The organism is Micromonospora sp. DT4, assembly GCF_049841675.1.
GTDB lineage: Bacteria > Actinomycetota > Actinomycetes > Mycobacteriales > Micromonosporaceae > Micromonospora.
In genome coordinates this window covers 1-19718 of sequence record NZ_JBNCKT010000104.1, presented here as the reverse complement: position 1 = coordinate 19718, position 19718 = coordinate 1, and the positions used below count along the sequence as shown (strand labels likewise).

At 71.6% G+C, this 19718-nt stretch carries 17 protein-coding genes, 1 tRNA gene and 1 pseudogene; 12 read left to right on the top strand and 7 right to left on the bottom strand.

Annotated elements, in window-relative coordinates:
• Nucleotides 1-220: 220 nt before the first annotated feature.
• Nucleotides 221-297 (bottom strand) — tRNA-Pro (locus tag ACLQ24_RS23495).
• A gap of 158 nt (nt 298-455) precedes the next feature.
• Nucleotides 456-1349: a metallophosphoesterase gene (locus tag ACLQ24_RS23490; RefSeq protein ID WP_425893867.1), complete on the bottom strand. Its 894-nt coding sequence runs from the start codon at nt 1347-1349 to the stop codon at nt 456-458.
• 25 nt (nt 1350-1374) lie between these two features.
• Between ACLQ24_RS23490 and ACLQ24_RS23485 the strand changes: the two genes are divergently transcribed.
• On the top strand, nt 1375-1830 hold the full coding sequence (locus tag ACLQ24_RS23485; protein ID WP_425893866.1) for a GatB/YqeY domain-containing protein: 456 nt from the start codon (nt 1375-1377) through the stop codon (nt 1828-1830).
• Between the two features lie 87 nt (nt 1831-1917).
• Here ACLQ24_RS23485 and ACLQ24_RS23480 read toward each other — a convergent pair whose 3' ends face one another.
• A complete protein-coding gene (locus ACLQ24_RS23480) occupies nt 1918-4356 on the bottom strand; it encodes a penicillin-binding protein (RefSeq protein WP_425893865.1) in 2439 nt (812 codons plus the stop codon).
• 405 nt (nt 4357-4761) lie between these two features.
• On the opposite strand from ACLQ24_RS23480, the gene ACLQ24_RS23475 reads away from it, so the two are divergent.
• A complete protein-coding gene (locus ACLQ24_RS23475; protein ID WP_355238676.1) occupies nt 4762-5082 on the top strand; it encodes a WhiB family transcriptional regulator in 321 nt (106 codons plus the stop codon).
• A 6-nt stretch (nt 5083-5088) separates the two neighbouring features.
• Here the strand turns inward: ACLQ24_RS23475 and ACLQ24_RS23470 are convergent, their stop codons facing one another.
• The 3 genes from ACLQ24_RS23470 to ACLQ24_RS23460 are packed head-to-tail and all read right to left on the bottom strand — an operon-like array spanning nt 5089 to nt 7880.
• Nucleotides 5089-6240: an ArsA family ATPase gene (locus ACLQ24_RS23470; RefSeq protein WP_425893864.1), complete on the bottom strand. Its 1152-nt coding sequence runs from the start codon at nt 6238-6240 to the stop codon at nt 5089-5091.
• Nucleotides 6241-6294: 54 nt separating this feature from the next.
• The gene (locus ACLQ24_RS23465; RefSeq protein WP_425893863.1) at nt 6295-7272 is read right to left on the bottom strand and encodes an ArsA-related P-loop ATPase; all 978 of its coding nucleotides are present in this window, start codon (nt 7270-7272) and stop codon (nt 6295-6297) included.
• Nucleotides 7273-7298: 26 nt separating this feature from the next.
• Nucleotides 7299-7880 carry a hypothetical protein gene (locus ACLQ24_RS23460; RefSeq protein WP_425893868.1) on the bottom strand — a complete coding sequence of 194 codons (582 nt, stop codon included), beginning with the start codon at nt 7878-7880 and terminating at the stop codon, nt 7299-7301.
• 762 nt (nt 7881-8642) lie between these two features.
• Here ACLQ24_RS23460 and ACLQ24_RS23455 point away from each other — a divergent pair.
• From ACLQ24_RS23455 to ACLQ24_RS23425, 7 genes and pseudogenes are all read left to right on the top strand, one after another.
• Nucleotides 8643-9128: a hypothetical protein gene (locus ACLQ24_RS23455; protein WP_425893862.1), complete on the top strand. Its 486-nt coding sequence runs from the start codon at nt 8643-8645 to the stop codon at nt 9126-9128.
• 44 nt (nt 9129-9172) lie between these two features.
• The gene (locus ACLQ24_RS23450; protein WP_007466198.1) at nt 9173-9328 is read left to right on the top strand and encodes a DUF4177 domain-containing protein; all 156 of its coding nucleotides are present in this window, start codon (nt 9173-9175) and stop codon (nt 9326-9328) included.
• Nucleotides 9329-9380: 52 nt separating this feature from the next.
• Complete coding sequence (locus ACLQ24_RS23445; RefSeq protein WP_007466196.1) at nt 9381-9842, top strand: RidA family protein; 462 nt, start codon at nt 9381-9383, stop codon at nt 9840-9842.
• Between the two features lie 136 nt (nt 9843-9978).
• Nucleotides 9979-10806, top strand: a complete 828-nt coding sequence (locus tag ACLQ24_RS23440; protein ID WP_425893861.1) for an MBL fold metallo-hydrolase — start codon at nt 9979-9981, stop codon at nt 10804-10806.
• Nucleotides 10803-14369: an adenylate/guanylate cyclase domain-containing protein gene (locus ACLQ24_RS23435; RefSeq protein WP_425893860.1), complete on the top strand. Its 3567-nt coding sequence runs from the start codon at nt 10803-10805 to the stop codon at nt 14367-14369. Before ACLQ24_RS23440 ends, ACLQ24_RS23435 begins: the two co-directional genes overlap by 4 nt.
• Nucleotides 14370-14603: 234 nt before the next feature.
• A pseudogene (locus tag ACLQ24_RS23430) lies at nt 14604-15050 on the top strand (hypothetical protein); the annotation flags it as partial.
• A gap of 204 nt (nt 15051-15254) precedes the next feature.
• On the top strand, nt 15255-16769 hold the full coding sequence (locus ACLQ24_RS23425) for a serine/threonine-protein kinase (protein ID WP_425893859.1): 1515 nt from the start codon (nt 15255-15257) through the stop codon (nt 16767-16769).
• On the opposite strand, the gene ACLQ24_RS23420 is transcribed toward ACLQ24_RS23425, so the two are convergent.
• On the bottom strand, nt 16756-17097 hold the full coding sequence (locus ACLQ24_RS23420) for a hypothetical protein (protein ID WP_425893858.1): 342 nt from the start codon (nt 17095-17097) through the stop codon (nt 16756-16758). The two genes, ACLQ24_RS23425 and ACLQ24_RS23420, sit on opposite strands and share 14 nt — an antisense overlap.
• Nucleotides 17098-17266: 169 nt before the next feature.
• On the opposite strand from ACLQ24_RS23420, the gene ACLQ24_RS23415 reads away from it, so the two are divergent.
• Genes ACLQ24_RS23415 through ACLQ24_RS23405 form a run of 3 tightly spaced genes read left to right on the top strand, consistent with a single transcriptional unit; the run spans nt 17267 to nt 19651 of the window.
• Nucleotides 17267-18208: a transporter substrate-binding domain-containing protein gene (locus ACLQ24_RS23415; RefSeq protein ID WP_425893857.1), complete on the top strand. Its 942-nt coding sequence runs from the start codon at nt 17267-17269 to the stop codon at nt 18206-18208.
• A 5-nt stretch (nt 18209-18213) separates the two neighbouring features.
• Complete coding sequence (locus ACLQ24_RS23410; RefSeq protein ID WP_425893856.1) at nt 18214-19371, top strand: hypothetical protein; 1158 nt, start codon at nt 18214-18216, stop codon at nt 19369-19371.
• 55 nt (nt 19372-19426) lie between these two features.
• Nucleotides 19427-19651, top strand: coding sequence for a hypothetical protein (locus ACLQ24_RS23405; protein ID WP_425893855.1), 225 nt, complete (start codon nt 19427-19429; stop codon nt 19649-19651).
• Nucleotides 19652-19718 lie beyond the last annotated feature (67 nt).

The window sequence follows — 19718 nt, the reverse complement described above, 5'->3', positions numbered from 1 at the left end:
CATAGCGCTCGGGTAACACTCCGGACACCCGTGATGTTCCTACCCCACCAACCATGATCCACAAGACAGGCCCTAGACCGGCTGTTGAAGGTGCCTGCGTAGAGGACTCTGGGAGACGCTTTTCAAGATTTTCTCCCAGATTTCTCCCACGGGCACTCTCGGGAGACAGTTCAGGGCCGGTTCCCTTTGCGGGAAACCGGCCCTGAACTGGCCTTACCTCTGGTCGGGGTGGCCGGATTCGAACCGACGACCTCTTCGTCCCGAACGAAGCGCGCTACCAAGCTGCGCCACACCCCGAGGCGTGCCGACAAATAGTAGCCCACCCGCTCCGATGGTCAAACTCGGTACCCCCGCCGCCCGGCCCGGCCGCACCGCGTCCAGAGCCGCCAAGATCCGCACAACTGCCACGCCGCGATATTGCGCGGATCTTGGGCCCGGGCGCGCGGCCCGTGCGGTCAGCGCGGGATGAGGGTCAGGATGCTCGCCTCCGGTGGGCAGGCGAAGCGGATCGGGGCGGTCGGGTGGGTGCCGAGGCCGGCGGAGACGTGCAGCCAGGAGTCCGAGCCCGGCCACCGGTGCAGACCGCGCGCCATCGAACGCGGCAGGCCGCAGTTGGTGACCAGCGCCCCGTACCCCGGCACGCAGACCTGCCCGCCGTGGGTGTGCCCGGCCAGCAGGAGGCCGAAGCCGTCGGCGGCCATCTGGTCGAGCACCCGCGGCTCGGGGGAGTGCGTCACGGCGATGGACAGGTCGGCGGAGGAGGCCACCCGGCCCGACACGGCCGGGTAGTCGTCGCGCTCGATGTGGGGGTCGTCGACGCCGACGAGGTCCAGCTCCCGACCCCCGGCCTTGAGGCTCGTCCGGGCGTTGTTCAGGTCGGCCCAGCCGGCGCCGGTGAAGACCTGGCGCAGCTCCTCGTAGGGCAATTCGACGCCCTCGGTGTACTCCCGGTCGGGCAGGAAGTAGGTGAAGGGGTTCTTGAGCACCGGCCCGGTGTAGTCGTTGGAGCCGAACACGAACGCGCCGGGATGGTCCAGCAGCGGTTGCAGCGCCCGCAGCACACCCGGTACCGCCCCGGGGTGTGCCATGTTGTCGCCGGTCACCACCACCAGGTCGGGGTCGAGGGCGGCCAGCGACGCCACCCAGCGCTGCTTGCGGGCCTGGTCGGGCATCATGTGCAGGTCCGACAGGTGCAGCACGCGCAGCGGCTCCGCGTCGGCCGGCAGCATCGGTACGTCGTACCGCCGCAGGGTGAACATGTTGCGCTCGACGAGCGACGCGTACGCGAGGGTGGTCGCTCCGACCGCTGCGGTTCCGGCGGCGAGGCGGAATAGTGTGCGCTTTCGCATGACGTTCAGGGTAGTTTGACCGTCCATGAGCACGCTGAAGGACCGCCTCACCGCCGACATGCGTTCCGCGCTCAAGGCGCGCGACGAGCTGACCACCTCCACGCTGCGGATGGCCCTGGCCGCCGTCGGCACCGCCGAGGTGGCCGGCAAAGCCAAGCGCGAGCTCACCGACGACGAGGTGCTCGCGGTGTTGACCAAGGAGGCCAAGAAGCGCCGGGAGGCGGCCACGGCCTTCGCCGACGCGGGCCGCGCCGAGCAGGCCGCGAAGGAGACCGCCGAGGGCGAGGTGCTGGACCGCTACCTGCCCAAGCAGCTCTCCGACGCCGAGCTGACCGACCTGGTCGCGGGGGCGCTCGCCGTGGGCGGCTTCACCGGCAAGGCCCAGATGGGCCCGGCCATGAAGGCGGCCCAGGCCGCGGTGGCCGGCCAGGCCGAGGGTGGTCGGGTGGCTGCCGAGGTACGCCGACAGCTCGGCCTCTGATCCGCCACGCGGCTCCGGTTCCACTAGACGAAACGGGCGGGCACCCCCACAGAGGGTGCCCGCCCGTTCGCGTGTGCCGTTGGTGCCTCAGCCGCCCGGACGGTTACCGGGCCGGCCGGGCGTGTTGCCGGGCTGTCCCGGCTTGTTGCTGCCCGGCGGGGTGCCGCCGGCGCCGGTGCTGACCTGGATGGTGACCACACCGCCCTTGATGGTGCGCCCGTCGGGGCTGGTGCCGGCGGCGGTGCCCGCCGGGCAGCTGGACGCCACCTTCGCCTCGGAGACGACCGGCTCGAAGCCCGCGCCCTTGATCCGGGACTTCGCGGTGTCCACCGGTTGGCACTTCACGTCGGGAATGCTGCGCTGGTCACCCTCGGAGATCTTCTGGCCCGGGGGTTCGAAGTTGATGCGCGGCTTGCCCTTCATGGCGTCCCGCAGCGTCTCGTACACCGGCGGGTTGATGCCGTCCTTCTCGGAGTGCTTCATCTTGACGTTCGTCTGCGGCCAGTCCGGGTCGGCCATGATGCCGGCCACCGAGTACTGCTTGGTCATCACGACGATGGCGGCCGTCTTCTCCGAGTCGGTGGTGCCCGTCTTGCCCGCCACCGGCGCGTCGATGATGCCCTTCACCGCGGCGGCCGTACGGCTGCTGCCGCACTTGCTGGTCTTGGAGTTGTCGCCGACCGGGCAGCGGGCGGCGTCGACGGCGGCGCGGGCCACCTCGGTGCTGAACCGCTTTTCGCAGCGCGGGTTGGCGATGTCCAACTTCTTGCCCTCGGGGTCGCGGATCTCCTGCACCGGGATCGGCTCGCAGTACTTGCCGTCCGCCGCGAAGGTCGCATACGCGTTGGCCAGGTCCAGCGGAGTGGTGGCGGAGACGCCCAGGGTGAAGGCACCCCACTGGTGCGCTGCTTCCTTGGTGGCGGCGAAGCTGGCGTCGTTGCTGGCCCGGAACTGGATGCCGGCCCGCTTCGCGACGTCGACCACGTTCTCCGCGCCGACCTGCTGCTGCAGCGGCACGAAGTAGGTGTTGGTCGACTGGGCGAACGCGCTCCACATGTTCTGGACACCGCCGGCCTGCAGGCCGGAGTTGGTCGGGCAGTAGAAGTGGGTGCCGGGGCAGGCCGCCGGGCTGCTGCTGTCGATGATGTACTCCGACTTGAACTGCTGCGGCGCGTTGAAGGTGTAGCTGAGCGGCACGCCCTCCTCCACGGCCGCGGCGATCGTGAAGATCTTGAAGGTCGAGCCGGCCTGGTAGCCGGCGATGCCGTCGCCGCCGGTGATCAGCGGGTTGACCGTCGCCGGGTAGTTGCCCCTGATGCCCCGCTTGCTCTTCGCCGGATCGCTGGAGATCTTGTTCTTGGGGTTCTTCGGGTCGTCCAGCTTGAACTGCCGGTTGACCGCCAGCGCCCGCACCCGGCCCGTGCCGGGCTCGACCACGGCGACCATGGCGGCTTCCTTGCTGTTCACGCTCTTGGCCTTACGGACCGCCTTGTCCGCGCCCCGCTGCGCCTGGATGTCGATCGACGTCACGACGGTGTAGCCGCCGCTCTTGAGCCGCCGCTCACGGTCGTACGAGGTCGAACCGAACGTCTCCTGCTGCATCCACCAGCGGTAGAAGTAGTCGCAGAAGAAGCCCCACTCGTTGACGTTGGTCGCGACGCAGCCGTTCGGGGTGCGCTTGTCCTGCACCTTCAGCTTGACCGCCTTGGCGGCGTCGGCCTCCTGCTGGGTGATGGCCTTGATGTCGACCATGTTCTGGATGACGTAGTTACGCCGGTCCAACGCCAGCGGGTAACCGCTCTTGGTGGTCGGGTCGTTCGTCGTCGGGGCCTTGACCATGCCGGCCAGCAGCGCCGCTTCCTCGATCTTGAGTTTGCTCGGCGGCTTGCCGAAGTAGACCTGGCTGGCGGCGTAGATGCCGTACGCGCCGTTGCCGAACGAGGCGAGGTTGAGGTAGCGGGTCAGGATCTCGTCCTTGGAGAACTCCTTGTCGACCTGCAGGGCCAGCCGCATCTCGCGGAGCTTGCGGGCGCTGGTGTCCTCGGTCGCCGCGACCACGTCGGCCGGGTGGGTGGCCGAGTAGGCGATGGCCAGCCGGACGTACTGCATGGTCAGCGTCGAGGCGCCCTGGCGGCCGGCGCCCTCGCTCTGGTTGTTGACGAACGCGCGGGCGACACCGTTGATGTCGACGCCGTTGTGCTTGTAGAAGTCGTGGTCCTCCGCAGCGATGATGGCTTTGATCATGTACGGCGAGATGTCGGCGAGTTTCACGTCGCGGCGGTTCTCGTCGTACATCGTCGCCAGCGGTGTCTTGCCGTCCGACGCCAGCAGGTAGCTGATCTGTGGCGCGCGGGCCACCGTCAGCTCCGTGGGCAGGTTGCCGAATGTCTCGGCGCCGGCCTTCGCGGCCAGTCCGGACATCGCCACCGCGGGGAAGGCCGCCGCAGCGACCACCACGCCAGCCAGCAGGCCACATATGAGCAGCGATGCGGCGTTGGTCAGCACATTGTGGTCACGTTTCCGCATCCAGGTCACCTCGGCATGGTACGCGAGTAGGGAACGAGGGGCGCATGGGCGTTGTTTCCCCATTTCCTGCGCGCGCTGCCCTCGTTGTGCTAAACGCATGACCCCCGGTACGAGGTTGCGTGTGACTTGGCGTGAGTCTCCTCCGTTCGGCGGAGGCCTCGCAGCGTTTTCGCCGACCTCGGCGGGGTAACCGGCGGTCGAGCGCCCGGGAAGCCGGGAGTGTCCGGAATGATGGATTTCGCCGACAACGTTGCGTAATCAGTCGACTACAGAGCATGATGATGGCGGCGACAGCGCCACATGTCGTCCGCACCGCCTTGGGGAAGGCGGGCCGGGCGATCGGGGGGAAATTGCCGGCTGCCGTGCAACGAGGTCGGTAGGTACTGCAAGGGGGGACGAGTACACATGGGCATGATCACTGACTGGCCGTCACTGGCGGCATGTCAGAACGGGGACCCGGACGCGTTGTTCGTACAGGGCGCCGAACAGAACGTGGCCAAGCGGATCTGCCGGAGCTGCCCAGTTCGGTACGAGTGCCTGGCCGACGCGCTGGACAACCGGATCGAGTTCGGTGTGTGGGGCGGTATGACCGAACGCGAACGCCGGGCGTTGCTGCGTCGTCACCCCCAGGTGACGAGCTGGCGCAAGATGTTCGAGGCAGCGATGAAGAAGAACAGCAAGGACAAGGCGGGCAAGGACAAGATCCTCGTCACCTCGGCAACCTGATGCCGCTCACGACCGGCTGATCGCCGCGCCGATCGTCCGTAGCCCGTCGACGTCGTGCACGTCGGCGGGCTGTGCCGTCACCGACACCGCCGGCACCGCCGGGAACGCCTCGGTGAACCGCGCGGCGACCTGCTGCTCGCGTACCGCCTGACGAGCCAGCGCGGCGTGCGCCCGCAGCACGTCGGCGGTGGCCTCGTGCCCACCCAGCTCGGCCAGCCGCTCCGCGGCGACCCGACTCCGCTCGGCGTCCAGCTCCGGAACCGCCGGTCGGTGCACGCGGTTGAGCACCAGGCCGGCCAGCGGCATCTTCTCCTCGCGCAGCCGGCCCGCGAGGTAGGCGGCCTCCCGGACCGCGTCCGGCTCGGGCGCCGCGACCAGCACGAAGGCCGTCTCCCGCGCCTGCAGGATGCGGTACGTCTGCTCGGCACGCTGCCGGAAGCCGCCGAACATCGAATCCAGTGCGGCCACGAAGCCGGACAGGTCGGTGAGCAGTTGCGCCCCGAGCACCTTCTGTACCACCTTCGAGAACATCCCGAACGAGGCCGTGACCAGGCTGAACATGCTCCGGCCGCCGCTGCGTGCCGGTGCCAGCAGCAGGCGCAGCATCCGACCGTCGAGGAAGCGGGAGAGCCGGGCCGGCGCGTCCAGGAAATCCAGCGCCGAGCGGGACGGCGGAGTGTCCACCACGATCAGGTCCCACTCGCCGCGGGCGTGCAACTGGCCCAGCTTCTCCATCGCCATGTATTCCTGCGTGCCGGCGAACGTCGAACTCATGGCCTGGTAGAACGGGTTCGCGAAGATCTCCGCGGCCTTCGTCGGGTCGGTGTGCTGGAGCACCACGTCGTCGAAGGTGCGCTTCATGTCCAGCATCATGGCGTGCAGCTCACCGCCGCTGGCCTCGACGTCGATGCCCTTGACCTGGCGGGGCGTGTTGTCCAGCTCCGTCAGGCCCAGCGACTGGGCGAGCCGACGGGCCGGGTCGATGGTGAGCACCACCGTGCGGCGGCCGTGCTGTTCGGCAGCCCGCAGCGCCAGCGCCGCGGCCGTGGTCGTCTTTCCCACCCCGCCGGCACCGCAGCACACGACGATCCGTACGCCCGGGTCGGCGAGGATCTGGTCGACGTCCAGCTGCGGCGCCGCGTCTTCGGAAGGCACCATTCGAGCGTATCGGGCCGCGTCGGTCCACGCGCCCGTGCTGAGCTCAGGTGTGAGTCAATCGGCGCTGACGAGGGCCTGGGCCAGGGTCGCGAGACCTGCCCGGTCCACCCCGTCGGGCAGCAACGGCAGCTCGACCATCGGCAGCCCCAGCTCCACCAGGTCGGCGCGGAGCGAATCCTCCAGTTCGCGCCGGATGAGCTGGTCCCGTGCCTCGTCGTGCAACCCGGCCACGATGTCCCGATCCGCCGGCAGTCCGGCGGCGACCAGACCGCGCCGCAGTTCCGCGGCGGTGACCGCCGGGCCCGCCGACAGCGGGGGTCGGGCACCGTTGACGATCACCTTCCCGATGCCGAAGCCGAGGGAGGTCAGGTCGGCGATGGCGTCCACCGTCTCCTGCACCGGCATCTCCTCCAGGAGCGTGACCACGTGAACCGCGGTCATGGGGGAGCGCAGCAGCGCGGAGACCCCCTCGCTCTGGGTCTTGATCGGGCCGACCTTGGCGAGCCGGGCGGTCTCGGCCGTGACGTTGAGGAAACGGCCGATCCGACCGGTGGGCGGCGCGTCCAGCACCACGGCGTCGTACGCGCGCCGCTGCCCCGAGGTGCGGGTGGTGGCCTCCTTCACCTTGCCGGTGAGCAGCACGTCCCGCAGCCCCGGGGCGATGGTGGTCGCGAAGTCGATGGCACCGAGCTTGCGCAGCGCCCGCCCTGCCGCCCCGAGCTTGTAGAACATGTCCAGGTACTCGAGCAGGGCCTCCTCGGCGTCCACCGCGAGCGCGCGCACCTCACCGCCGTCCGGGGCGTCGGCGAGGTGCCGCTCCTCGTACGGCAGCGGGTCGAGACCGAAGAGCTGGGCGATGCCCTGCCGGCCCTCGACCTCCACCAGCAGGGTGCGCCGGCCACCGGCGGCCAGCGCCAGGGCCAGCGCCGCCGCCACGCTGGTCTTGCCGGTGCCGCCCTTGCCGGTGACGACGTGGAGGCGGGCCGACCATCCGGTACCGGCCGGGTCGGACGGCCGCTCAGGTGCACGCACCCGTCGAGCCTATCCAGGGTGGCGGGTCAGGCGACCTCGCAGACCCACCAACCCGTCTTCTGCACCACGGTGAAGCGCAGGTCCTGGTCGGCCACCTTCTCGTCGGCAGTGGTCATGGTGATCCGCGTGGAGACGGTGGCCCGGTCGCCGGTCTGGTTGTCGACCTTCGGGGTGGTCCACTTGAACCGGGGGTTCTGGTACGCGGAGGCGTACTTCTGCACCTCGGCCACCTTGGCGGCGATCTTCTTGTCGTCGCGCGAGGCGGCGCAGACGTGCTCGGCGGCCTTGGTGGCGTCCCGATCCTTGTAGACGGCGGTGAGGAACTCGTCCACGGCGACCGCCGGCTCCTTCGCGCCCTCGCCCGACTCGGCGTTGCGCAGGGTCAGGAACGTCACTACCCCACCGCCCACGCAGAGCACCATGATCACGGCCAGCGCGATGAGGGCGATCAGCAGGCCGCGCTTCTTCTTCGGCTCGGCGGTGCCCGCGTACGGCGGGTAGCCGGGCGGAGGTGGCGGGATCGCGCCCGGGGAGACGGGGACCGCCGGAGTGCCGGCCGGGTCCGCGGCCTGCGGGACGCCGCCGGGCGGGGCGGGCTGGGCCGGCACCCCGGGCTGCGCGGGGAGCGCCCCCGACCCGGGCTGACCGGCGGAGGTGGGCTGGCCGGGAGGGGTTGGCTGGCCGGACCCGGCGATCTGTCCAGGGAAGGCGGGCTGTCCAGGGAAGGCGGGCTGGCTGGCCCCGGCGGGCTGGCTGGGGAGGGCCGGCTGGCTGGCCCCGGCGGGCTGGCCGAGCTGGGTCGACGGGCCGGGCTGGGCGGGGATGGCCGGCTGACCGGGGGCGGTCGGCGCGGCGGGCCGCTCCTGGCCGGTCGGTGCGCCGGATTCCTCCGTGGCGGCCGTCGGGTCGGACTGCCCGGGGACGGCCTGCGCCTCGGGCTGGCCGGCGGCGTCCGGGTGTGCCGGCGGAAGAGCGCTCGGGCCGGCCTGGTCGCCGCTGGGCGGTTGGGTCATCTCGTTCCCCCGGGGGTGCGGCGCCCGGCCGCCACCCCTGGCGCCGAGCGAGATCGAGCGGGCGGCCGGGCGCTGCGCGACCGTCCGACCGGAAGGGTAGCGGCCAACCGTCGGTTCGGTGTCGCCCCTACCGCGCCGTACGTCACTCATCGACCCGGAGGAGCCGGACAGTGACATCACCGCAGTCGGGATTCCTGCCCGAAGTCTGTCAAATATGTGACTGGGGGTGACTGATGGTGCGCGTCCTGTTGGCGGGACCGCCCCCGCGGACCTACCTTCGTCCCGGTACGGGGGACCGGAACGGTTGGTTGATCCCGACCGGAAGCGTGATCCGAGAGGTACGACCGGAGGCAGTTCATGCGCGACGCGAACAACATCCCTCGCATCCAGTTCCCGACGAACGACCGGCAACGGCGGATCGGGTCGGCGGGTGAGCCCACCGGCGGGCTCCTCGGCAACCTGCCCATCAACGAGCGGTCGTACCGTCGGGTTCCGGAGCCGCCGGAGCTGATCCGGGCGTCGAACCGACCGGTCGAGCGCCTGCGGGACGACGACGAGCCGGGCTTCGTCATCCACCTGCCGATCCGGGTGCCCGACCTGGCGGCGGCGACCGTGCTGGCCGGCCGGGTCGCGGTGTCGCTGGGCTTCCTGCCGGAGCTGGACGCGGGTGAGACGACCGTGTCCAACGCGGACGACCAGAACAACAGGCACCGGGTCTTCTGCGACCTGTTGCTGCCCGACCGTTCGCGCTGTCCCCAGGGGTACGGGCACGAGGGGCCCTGTGGAGAGTTGCCGGCCACGCCGGAGCAGCGTCCCGCGCCTCGTCCGGCCAGCGGACCGTAGGCTGTGCCTCGACGAAGTCCGCACCACGAGGGAGCCCTCCAGCGATGCAGAAGTGGGAATATTCCACGGTCCCTCTGCTGGTCCACGCGACCAAGCAGATCCTCGACAACTGGGGAGAGGACGGGTGGGAACTCGTCGCCGTGGTCCCCGGCCCGAACCCGGATCAGCTGGTGGCGTACCTGAAGCGGCCCAAGGCGTGAGCGCGGGAAGTCCGGCGCGACGTTCCGTGATCGCGAACGAAGAGGTGATGCGATGAGCAACGGTCCCCACGCCAAGCTCGCCGAGCTGGGCCTCGAACTGCCCGACGTGGTCCCACCGGTGGCCAGCTACGTCCCGGCCGTGCAGTCCGGGCAGCACGTGTACGTCTCCGGCCAGTTGCCCATCGCCGAGGGCAAGCTCCTGGCGACCGGCAAGGTCGGCGCCGGGATCTCCGCCGAGCAGGCGAAGGATCTCGCCCAGCGGTGCGCGCTCAACGCGTTGGCGGCAGTCGACTCGCTGGTCGGCCTGGAGAACGTGGTCAAGGTGGTCAAGCTGACCGGTTTCGTGGCCTCGGCCCCCGGGTTCATCGGCCAGCCGGCGGTGATCAACGGTGCCTCCGATCTGTTCGGCACCGTCTTCGGCGAGGCCGGCCGCCACGCGAGAAGCGCGGTAGGCGTGGCCGAACTCCCCCTGGACGCCCCGGTGGAGATCGAGTTGATCGTCGAGGTCGCCTGACCCGTCAGCCCCGCGCGCACTGCCCCGCCCGCGATCTTGCCCTTTCTGCCCCGACGAATGCCGTGAACAGGCACGAAGTAGCAGCAGGAAGTGCAAGATCGCGGGGAGTGGTGGGCGGGGTCGTACGATCGCAGCCATGAGCGGGCACTCGACGGGGGCGGCGGCGTTGGCCGAGGAGCTGCCGACCTGGGTTTCGTTGCTGCGCGCGCCCAATCCAGGGCCGATGACTCTCGACGGCACCAACACGTGGGTCCTGCGCGCGCCACAGGCCGAGTACGCCGTGGTGGTCGACCCGGGACCGGCCGACGAGGGGCACCTGAAGCGGATCGCGGCAAGCGGCCCGATCGGCCTGATCCTGATCACCCACGGCCACGTCGACCACACCGAGGGCGCCCCGAGGCTCGGCGAGCTGCTCGGCGGCGTACCCGTCCTCGCCGCCGACCCGGCGCACACCATCGGCGGGACGCCGTTGAACGCCGACACCGTGCTCGACGAGAGTCTCGGCATCCGGCTGCTGTCCACCCCCGGGCACACCGCCGACTCGGTCTGCTTCCTCGTCGAGCACGACGACGAGCGGGTGGTGCTCACCGGCGACACCATCCTCGGTCGGGGCACCACCGTGGTGGCCCACCCCGACGGGCACCTCGGTGACTACCTCGGCAGCCTGGAGCTGCTGTCCGCGTACTCCGGAATTCCCGCGCTGCCCGGGCACGGCCCGGCGCTGGCCGACTGCGCCGCCGCCGCGTCGTTCTACCTCGACCACCGTCGGGTCCGGCTCGACCAGGTCCGCGCGGCGGTCGCGGCCGGCGCGCGGACGCCCACCGACGTGGTCGCGGCCGTCTACGCGGACGTCGACCGCTCACTCTGGTGGGCGGCGGAATGGTCGGTACGTGCCCAGCTGGAGTATCTGGGCGTCGACACCGGGGAATCCGCGCCGGGGGTCAGTGGGTTGGAGCACATGTGACCTGCCCGGTGTGCGGAACAGTCGCTGTCCCCGGCGCACGGTTCTGCCACAACTGCGGTGCCGCGCTGCCGGCCGCCGCGACGTTGCCGGCAGCCGAGCGTCGGGTCGTCACCGTACTCTTCGGTGACCTCTCCGAGTTCACCTCCTGGTCGGAGGACCTCGACCCGGAACGCGTGGGCGCGGTCACCGACCGGGTCCTCGCGGCCCTGGCCGGCGCGGTGAAGACCTTCGGCGGGCACGTCGACAAATTGACCGGCGACGGGATCATGGCGGTCTTCGGCGCTCCGGTGGCGCACGAGGACGACGCCGAACGCGCCGTGCGGGCCGCCCTATCGATGCAGCGGGCCGTGCGCCGGGTGCTCGACGACGAGCGCGGTGGCGGCGCGCCGCTCGGCCTGCGGGTCGGCTTGAACACCGGCGACGTCATCGCGGGCATCCAGGCCGCCATCGAGTACACGGTCATCGGCGACACGGTGAACACCGCCGCCCGGCTGGCCGACGCCGCCGCCGTGGGCGCGGTCTACGCCGGCGGACGCACCGCCGCCGCCACCCGGCACGTCGCCTCGTGGCGGGCGCTGCGCCCGCTGCGGCTCAAGGGGAAGCGGGAGCCGGTCGAGGCGTACGAGCTGCTGGGCCTGCTGGACGCGCCGGGCACCCGCTCGGGTCTCGGCGACGAGGCGCCCTACGTGGGTCGGGAGACCGAGATCGGGCGGGTCGCCGGCCGGCTCGCCGAGGTAATCGACCAGGGTGACCCCCGTGTGCTGCTGATGACCGCCGAGGCGGGCATCGGCAAGTCCCGGTTCGCCGCCGAGGTCGAGCGCCTCGCGGCCGGGTACGACGTGGGCGCCGGCCGGTACGCGGCGCACACCGGCGCGCGGGTGCTGTCGGTGCACTGCGCCGCCTTCGGTGAGCGGCGTCGGCTCGCACCGTTGGCCGACCTGGTCCGTGCCGCGGTCGGTCTACCCACCGACGCGGCCACCGCGCTGACCCGACCGGCCGTGGAGGAGCGGCTGCGACGACTCGGTCAGCGGCTCGCCCGCACCGGTGAGACGGCACCGATCGCCAACGACCAACTGCTCGCCCTGCTCGGCTACGCCGAACTGCCCGCGCACGGCGCCACCGACAACGGCGAGTGGGGCGCGCCCGCCGCCGACGCCGAGGCGGTGCCGAACGCCGTAGCCGACCTGCTCAGCGGGCTCGCCGCGGAAGCGCCGCTGGTGATCGTGGTGGACGACCTGCACGACGCGACCGCCGAGACCATCAGCGTCCTCGGGCTGACCCTGTCCCGACTGACCGGCCCGGTGCTCGTCCTGCTGCTCGGGCGCCCCGAGCTGGTCCGTACCGCCGGTGCGTTGACCCGCGTCGCGGACGCCGAGGTGCACTCCCTGCCACCGCTGCGGGGCGCCGACGCCGCCCGCCTGCTCACCAGCTACCTCGGCGGCGGGAAGTTGCCGCCGGCCGACGCGGACCGGCTGCTCGCCACCGCCCAGGGCAACCCGTTCTACCTGGCCGAGCTGGTCACCCTGCTGATCGAGCGCGGCGCGCTGACCACCGCCGCCGGCACGCGGGGCCAGGACTCGTCCGGCTGGCGGCTGGTACCCGGCTCGCTGGGCAGTCGGCTGCTCTCCCGGGACCTCGCGGCCGTCCTCGCCGCCCGGATCGACGCGCTGCCACCGGACGCCCGCTCCGTGCTGCGCGACGCCGCCGTCGTCGGCGACACCGTGCCGACCGGCGCGCTCGAAGCCCTTCGTGAGCAGCGGGCCGGCCGAGACGGTAGACCGTCGGCGGTGGTCGCCCTGGAGTTCGACCGGGCCGTCGAGGAGCTGCTGCAACGCCGCATGCTGCACCGCACCCGCGCCGGGTACGCGTTCGCCACCCCGCTCATGCGCGAGGCCGCGTACGCCGGGGTGAGCAAGGCCGAGCTGGCCGAGCGGCACGCCGCGCTGGCCCGCTGGGCCGCGCCGGCCGACGGGGGCGCGGTGGCTGGTTTCACCGACGAGGCACGCGGCGACTTCGTCGCCGCCCACGTCCAGCGGGCTGCCGCGCTCGCCGACGCGGTGAAGCTGCGACCGGACGCGCCGGCCCGCGCCGTGGTCCCACTCGGGCTCGCCGCGCTCGGCCGGGCCGCCCGTCGGTCGCTGTCCGCCGGGGAGCCCGCACTCGCCGTCGAGTACGCCGAACGCGCCAGCGAGCTGTCCCGCGACGGGGTGCCGGGTGACGACCGGGTGGTGCACGCCCGCGCGCTGCTACAGATCGGTCGGGTCGTCGACGCGCTCGCCTTCGCCGAGAAGATCGCCGCGAACGCGGGGGACGACGGCACCCGAGCCAGCGCCCTGCTGCTCGCCGGGCAGGCCCAGCAGAACCTCGGTGACCAGGGTCGGGCGGAAGCCGCCTGGCAGGAGGCGTTGCAGGTGGCCACCGCATCAGGGCTGCCCACGCTGCGCGCGTCCGCCATGCGTCGGCTCGGCATGGGTGACTTCGTGGCCGGTCGACTGAGCCAGGCGAGCAGCAGGTTGGCCGCCGCGTACCAGGTCAGCCTCGGCGCGCAGGATCGGCGTGGGCAGGCCTGGTCGCTGCAGAACCTGGCGTGGGTGACCACCACCCGGGGCGACTTCGCCGGCACCGACGCGGTGCTCGGCCGGGCCGCCCGGCTCTTCGCCGAACTGAAGGACCCGTACGGTCGGGCGTGGCTGCGGGGCACCACCGCGTTCGCCCGGCTGCTCGCCGGCCGGCTGGGCGAGGCGTGCCGCCTGGCGCAGGTCTTCCTGCCCTTCGGCGAACGCGTCGGCGAGGCGTGGGCGGTGGGCACGCTGCGCGCGGTCGCGGCGTTCGCCACCGCGGAGTTGGGCGACCTGGCCGAGGCGGACCGGGAGGCCCGCCGCGCGTACCGCGAGTTCGCCGCCGCGTCCGACGACTGGGGGCGCGGGTTCGCGCTGGTGGTCCGGGCCGTCGTGGCGCGCGGGCTGGGCGAGCCGGAGCACGCCGCCGACCTGCTCACCGAAGCCCTGGCGTACGCCGATCGGACCTCACACCCGCTGCTCACCGGAATGGCCGGTACGCTGCGCGGCTCGGTGGCGCTGGACATGGGCGACCACGAGACCGCCGAGCAGGCTGCCCGGGCGGTGCTGACGGTCGTCGAACCGCACAACCCGCAGGCGCCGGCGCAGGTCGCGCCCCGGGTGCTGCTGGCCACCGCCCGACTGGCGGCCGGTGACCCGGCGACCGCGGTCGGACTGCTCGCCCCCGTGGCGACGGCCGCCGCCACCGCGCCCTCCCTGCTCCTGTCCCGCCGCCAGACCATGGCCCGGTACGCGTCGGCGCTGCTCGCCCACGGTCAGCGGGAGCAGGCGCTCGACTGGGCACGACGGGCGGTCGCCGCACCGGCCGAGGACGTACGCAGTGAGGTGATCGCGGCGAGCGTGCTCGCCGAGGCGTTGGCGGCCTGCGGCTACCCGGCCGAGGCGCGGTCCTGCGCCGACGAGGCAGTCCGCCTGGCGTACGCCACCGAACAGCGCAGCGAACGACCGGCCGCCAAAGCCCTACAAGAACGCCTAGCCCCCTAACCCGCCCCCTCCCCCCGGCCCCCTCCCCGTCCGGTGATCATGAGGTTGTTGCGCCGACACGCCGGCATCGGTGGCGATAACTTCATGATCAGCGGAGTGCGGGGTGGGTGGGTTAGTGGGTTCGGTGGGTTTTGGCGGTTCTGGGGATGTGGTTGTCTCGGGGAGCGGCTAGCGTGTCACCACCGCGCGTGGTCCACAGTGGTGACCGTCGCCGTGCCTGGGGGGAGGCTCACCATGAAGCTGCCGCGTTCCGTCGCCGGCTGGACCATCGCGGTATTCGGCGTTCTCGCGCTCGTGATGGGTGCCGTCGGGCTGCTCTGGCCGGAGGCGCAGTTGCGCATGCTCGGGTTGGAGGTGCCGGCGACGCGTTCCCCCGGTGATCACACCGGCACGTTCCTGCTGGCCTCGTCGATGGCCGCGTTCAACATGGGCGTCTACTACCTGCTCGCGACGGTGACCGAGTGGCGGGCGTTCTACCGGTTCACGGTGGTGTTCCGGTTGGTCACCTTCACCGTGTTCACCATCGCCGTGCTGGCCGACATCGCGCCAGACCGGTTCTTCGGCGTGGCCGCCTGGGAAGGGCTCGGCGCGGTGGTCACCGCGATCGGACTCCGCGTGGACGCCCGCCGGGCCGCGCCGGCCGCCCCCGTCTCCGTGTCGGCCACCCCCGTGTCGGCTGCCCCCGTGTCGGCTGCCCCCGCGCCGGCTGCCCCCGCGCCGGCTGCCCCGGTGTCGGCTGCCCCCGCGCCGGCCGCCTCCGCGGGTTCCGCATCGGCTGGCGGCGACGTGTCGCCGGAAGCCGTCGGGGAGACGCCCGGTGCGACTGGTGCCGCTCCGGCGGACGCGGCGCGCTGAGCCACCGGCAGGGTTGGGTATTTTCGAGCGGTGACCGACACCCCGACCGGCGGCTTGCCGGTGCCGATCGTGCCCGGTCTGACTGATTTGCGGGTATTTGCCCGAGGTGGTTACGCGACCGTCTACCAGGCCACCCAGATCTCGGTCGACCGCGAGGTCGCGGTCAAGGTCGAAAATCGCACGCTGGACAGCGAGCGCGACCAGGCTCGCTTCCTTCGCGAAGCGCGGGCGGCCGGGCGGATGTCGTCGCACCCGCACGTGGTGGACCTCTTCGACGTGGGTGTCACCGTCGACCAGCACCCGTACCTGATCATGGAGCTCTGCGACGGGTCGTACGCCGAGCGGATGCGCAACTCGCCCCTCGGCCCGGTGGAGGCCCGCGACCTCGGCATCAAGATCGCAGATGCGTTGGCCCACTCGCACGGTGCCGGGGTGCTGCACCGGGACGTGAAGCCCGCGAACATCCTCTACTCGCACTTCAACTCGGCGGTGCTTGCCGACTTCGGGCTGGCCGTGCTGGCCGAGGCGCGGGATGCCTCGGTCACCCTGGAGGTGCTCACCCCGGCGTACGCGCCACCGGAGATGTTCAGCCACAGCCCGCCGTCGCCGGCCGTCGACGTGTACGCGCTCTGCGCCACCCTCTACGCGGTGATGCACGGCCGACCGCCACGATGGCAGTCCGAGCGCAATCCCAGCCTGGTGACCGTGCTGGAGATGTTCAACCAGCCGATCCCCGGCCTGCCCGGCGTGCCGGACGAGCTGATCGACGTGCTGCGACTCGGCATGGTCAACGATCCGGGCGAGCGGCCCTCCGCCCTCGAACTGCACGACCTGCTCGCCACCCTGCCGTTCGGCGGCCCGGCCTCCCCGATCAGCGGCGTCCCGATCAGCGGCGTCCCGATCGGGGGTGGCTCGACCCGGTCCGGCCTGTACGGCACCGGTCAGCCCGCCCCCCGTCCCCCGGTCGAGGACTCCCGCCCCAGCGTTCCCGGTGGCCGTCGCTGGCGGCGGCGCTGGTTCCTCGGAGGCGCGGGCGTGCTGGCGCTCGCCGCCTCGGCCACCACCGGCGCCTGGATCGCCAGCAGTGCCGGGCCGCCCGACCCGTCCCCCTCGGTGACCCGGGTTGCGGCACCGGCGACCGGGCCGCTGCCCGGTTGCTCGGCGGGTGCCGGCGCGCCGACCGCGCTGCCCAGCGGCGCTCGGTGCCTGCCCGAGTTGGAGTGCTTCGGCCCGGTACGCATCCGCGGCGCCCGCGCCGAGGCGGCTCGGGTCCCCTGCGACGGCCGGCACACCTGGGAGACGTACGCCGAGGGCATCCTGCCGGTGCCGCTCGTTGGCGCGGGTTACGGCGAGGTGGTCGCCGCCGAGCAGGTACGGCAGGTGTGCAGCGCGACGACGTTCCGGCTGACCACCGAGATCACCGAGCCGGTCGGCTGGAACCTGGAGATCCTGCCACCCGTCGACGGCAACGTCGACCGGGTCTACCGGTGTCTGGCGGGACGGGGCGTCGACGCGCTCACCGCCCCCACGCTCACCGGTCGCTGAACCTGCCGCGCGTCCGTCCCCGGTCACGCACCGCACGCAACGCGTCCCGGCTGTCCAGCGCGTCGAGCGTATCCGCGTCGATCCCGTACGGCATCAGGTCCGGCGGCCCGGTGGGGCTCGGCTGGTCCGCCGGCTCCGGTTCGTCACGCTGGCGGGCGGCCGACACGGCGACCGCGGTGACCATGGCCAGCAGCACGCATAGCAGCGCGAGAACCACACCGACGAGGTCCTGCCGGCGCCAGACGACCAGCAGGATGAGCAGCGCGAGGGCTCCCGGCGCCGTGACCGCCGCCACCATCCGCGCATCGATCCTGGACAGTCGATTCACCCTTCCAGCATGTCGTGACCCGGGCCGCTGTCAACCGGAGAGGCGATCCGCCACGCCGATCGGCGTTGATCGAACGGACGAGCCGACGTGACCGAACGGCATGCACACGCAGTGGACTTCTCTCGCTACTCTCGGTGTTCCGCAGGCTTAACCGTCAGCGAGGTAGCCCATGAACGTACGCATTCCCCAGTCCCGGCTCCGCTCGGTCGCGACGACGCTGGCGGTCGCCCTGACCCTCACCCTGGCCGCCGCCGCCGGATGCGACAGCCGTAAGGAGCCGGACCTGCAGTCCGTGCAGGAGAAGATGCGCGAGTCGCACATCTACGGTCAGTCGAAGCTGCGCATCGGCGTCGCCACCAACGAGCCGCTGATGGGCGACCTCAGCAACGGCCAGCATGTCGGCTTCGACGTCGAGATCGGCCGGTACATCGCCGCCTCCCTCGGCTACGAGGGCGAGCAGCAGTTGGAGTTCGTGTCGGTGGCCACCGAGGACCGGATTCCGGCCCTGCAGGGCGGCACCGTCGACCTGGTGGTGTCCAGCTTCTCGATGACCGAGGAGCGTAAGAAGCTGGTCAGCTTCGCCGGGCCGTACTTCGTCACGACGCAGGAGGTACTGGTACCGGTCCGGCTGAAGGACGACATCCGCACCATCGAGGACCTGCGGAACCCGGCCTACAAGATCTGCACCAGCGGCGGCTCCACCACCGAGGCCGAGTTGGAGAAGCACCAGGTCAAGGCGTTCGTGGTGAAGGACGTCTGGGACTGCGTGGCCGGCATCCGCGCCGGCCGGTACGACGCGGTCAGCTCGGACGAGACGATCCTCGCGGGCTTCCTCGCCACGTACCCGAAGGAGTTCGAGATCGTCGACCTGCCCTTCGGCACGAGCGAGCTGTTGGGCATCGGTGTGCCGATCGGTGACCCGGCACTGCGTGACCTGGTCGCGTTCTTCCTCCAGAAGAGCTACCTACAGGGGCGCAACGGGCAGGCCAGCCCGTGGCAGACGGCGTACAACCGGACCCTGGGCCCGTGGTTGCGCGCCGAGAAGAGCCAGCCACAGCCGCTGGAGGTACCGAAGCTGGTCGACTTCGACGACAAGGCGCCCCGGCGGTGAGCGCGGTGCCGACCGCGACCGGTGACGCGAGCGCCGACGGCCCGGTCCCGACGCCTCGCGCGTCCGTGCCGGCGGACCACGTCGAGGTGAACCCCGACGTGGGGCCGCGCGCCGAACCCATCGGATCGGCCGCCGACGCCGACGCCGACGCCGACGCCGACGCCGACGCCGTGCCGGTGCGGTGGGACCCGACGGAGCGGCGCGCGCGGGCCAGTCAGTCGTTCTGGACTGCCGTCGTGGGCGTGCCGGCGATCTTCTCGGTGCTCCGGCTCGGCGTGGAGGCGGGCGGGGAGCTGCAGACCACGCTGTTGCTGGTCGCGAACGTCGGGACGGTCAACCTGCTCGCGGGGTTCCTGACCACCGCGGCCCGACTGCTCTCCACCGGGCTGGTCGCCGTCTTCGCGCTCGGCGCGGTGCTGGCCGTCAGCGTGGAGCGTCTGCCTCCGGGCACCCGACGCCGCCCACTCTTCGCCCGCTGGGCGGACCTCACCCCGGCCTGGTTCGTGCTGGCCAGCTTCCTGCTCGCCCTGCTCACCTGGCCGCTGCTCTACCTGCCGCTGCTGCTGCCGGCGTTTGTGGCCGCGTTCCAGCTCCGGCCGGAGCGGTTGCACGAATGGGTCGTACCCCGGCTGTTGGCGATCGCCGCCCTGTTCGCCGGGTACGGGTGGCTGATGCTGCCCACCCTGCGTGACGCCGGCGCGCAGCGTGAGCTGCTGGTGCTGGCGCTTCTGGTGGTCCCGCCGGTGCTGGCGCTGTTCATCGCCGGGCCGCTGCCCGGCGTGGTGATCCGTCCGCTGGCATCGGTGACCGAGGTGGCGGTGCTGGCCATGCTGGCCTGGGCCGCGCTGCCGGTGATCAGCACGCCGGTGTTGCCGCTCACGGTCACCACGGTGGGTGCCGAGAGCGGCCCGACCGAGGACGTACGGGGGCACGTGGTGACCACCGACGACGTCAACATGGTGATCTTGCAGGAACGGGGTGGGGTCCGGTACGTGCCGGTCGGCCTCGTGCGGGCGCAGGTGCTCTGCCCCAGCGAGGAGGAGCTGCCCCGGCACCGGCTGCGCATCCACGACTTCCACGTCGAGGACTCGCTGCTGGAGGGCCTGGGCCGCCGCGTACGCCCGGTGCACCGCATCGACGCCGCCTGCCGCGCCCCCGGCTGAGCGCTGGCGACACCACGGGTTACCTGATAACGGGCATCCATCATACGGTCTGGCCATGGAACGGGAACGGGCGGCGAAGTACCGGCGGATCAGCGACGACCGTGAGGGCTGTGAGCTGGGGATTGCTCGACAGGATGAGGATCTAGACGCGCTCGACGAACGGCTGAACCTGGTGTACGTAGCGAGCTGCTTCGATAATGACATCAGCGCAAGCAGTCGGTGGAATAAGCGTCGGCCCGACTACGAGCGGATGTTGGCCGACTGTTTACCAGTGAGGTGATCTCAGCGACTTTCAGGTAGGTATTTGTACTCGAAGTGAGTCAGGTGCAGCGCGGCGGCGACGATGT